Origin of the sequence: Xenophilus sp. (assembly GCF_044462705.1) — a bacterium.
In the GTDB taxonomy this organism is placed as follows: Bacteria; Pseudomonadota; Gammaproteobacteria; order Burkholderiales; family Burkholderiaceae_C; genus Xenophilus; species Xenophilus azovorans.
In genome coordinates this window covers 1-1,371 of sequence record NZ_JBIQNC010000142.1, presented here as the reverse complement: position 1 = coordinate 1,371, position 1,371 = coordinate 1, and the positions used below count along the sequence as shown (strand labels likewise).

The following is a 1,371-nucleotide window of genomic DNA, read 5'->3' as shown; positions in this document are numbered from 1 at the left end:
CGGCCCGTGCCGGCAACGCGCTGTTGCCGGTCGCACATTGTGGGCTATATTCATCCGGCCAATGTGGCCAAGAGCAGAGAGGAGCACCCCGATGAAAGTCAGCGACATCCTGCGTGTGAAGGGCAACACGCTCTTCACCATCACGCCCGACGATCCGCTGTCCGACGCGGTGAACGTGATGGCCGAGAAGGACATCGGCTCGCTGGTGGTGATGGAGCGCGGCGAGCTGGTGGGCATGCTCACCTTCCGCGAGGTGATCCTCGCGATCCAGGCCAACGGCGGCGTGGTCGGCGACACGCCGGTGCGCAAGGCGATGGACGACAAGCCGCTCACCTCCACCATGGACACCGACCTCGACGAGGTCCGCCGCATGATGCTGGACCACCACGCGCGCTACATGCCGGTGATGGACAAGCGCATGCTGATGGGCGTGATCAGCTTCTACGACGTGGCCAAGGCGGTGGTCGACAGCCAGAACTTCGAGAACAAGATGCTCAAGGCCTACATCCGCGACTGGCCGGCGGAGGAAGAGGGCAGCTGAGGCCCGTCCGGCCGCTCATTCCTTGATGTTGGCCGCCTGCACGATCTTCTGGTTGCGCTCGGCTTCCGCCTGCACGAACTTGCCCAGTTCCTCGGCCGATCCGCTGCCCGGCAGCGCGCCCTGTTCCTCCAGCTTGGCGCGCACCTCCGGGTCTTTCAGCACGGCGTTGAGTTCCTCGTTCAGGCGCTGCACCACCGGCGCCGGGGTTTTGGCCGGCGCGAAGATGCCGGTCCAGCTCAGCATCGAATAGCCCTTCAGGCCCGGCATCTCGCCGAAGGCCGGCACCTGGGGCAGCGCCTTCAGCCGCTTGTCGTCCGTCTCGCCCAGCGCCTTCAGGCGGCCGCCGGCGACGTGCGGGATGGCGCTGGTGCTCACCAGCATGGCCAGGTCGATCTGGTTGCCGATCACGTCGGTGGCGATCTGCGCGCCGCCGCGGTAGGGCACGTGCGTCACGAAGATGCCTTCGCGCTGCTTGATCAGCTCCATCGCCAGGTGCAGCACCGTGCCCACCCCGGAGGTCGCGTAGTTGTACTTGCCGGGCGCGGCCTTGGCGAGCCTGACGAACTCGGCCCAGTTCTGCGCCGGCAGGCCGGGGCGCGCCACCAGCACCATCGGCGCGGTGTTGAGCATGCCCACCGGCGCCAGGTCCTTCAGCGGGTCGAACTTGAAGGCGGCCGGGTTGATCAGCCGGCCGATCGCCATCACGCTGTCCGGGCCGGCCACCAGGGTGTAGCCGTCGGGCGCCGCGTTGGCGGCCTTGGCGACGCCGATCACGCCGCCGGCGCCGGCGACGTTCTCGACCACCACCGACTGCTTGAGCCGCTCGCCCA

Annotated in this window: 2 protein-coding genes; one reads left to right on the top strand and one right to left on the bottom strand. The window is 67.9% G+C overall.

Annotated elements, in window-relative coordinates; translation table 11 throughout:
• The first annotated feature begins 91 nt into the window (after window positions 1–91).
• The gene (locus ACIY1X_RS18610; RefSeq protein WP_399683321.1) at window positions 92–541 is read left to right on the top strand and encodes a CBS domain-containing protein; all 450 of its coding nucleotides are present in this window, start codon (window positions 92–94) and stop codon (window positions 539–541) included.
• A gap of 15 nt (window positions 542–556) precedes the next feature.
• On the opposite strand, the gene ACIY1X_RS18605 is transcribed toward ACIY1X_RS18610, so the two are convergent.
• On the bottom strand, window positions 557–1,371 hold an 815-nt coding region (locus ACIY1X_RS18605), incomplete at its 5' end, for a Bug family tripartite tricarboxylate transporter substrate binding protein (protein WP_399683319.1).

What these genes read in the sequence shown, in the direction of transcription:
- ACIY1X_RS18610 (WP_399683321.1), top strand. Translation starts at nt 92, where the DNA reads ATGAAAGTCAGCGACATCCTGCGTGTGAAGGGCAACACGCTCTTCACC.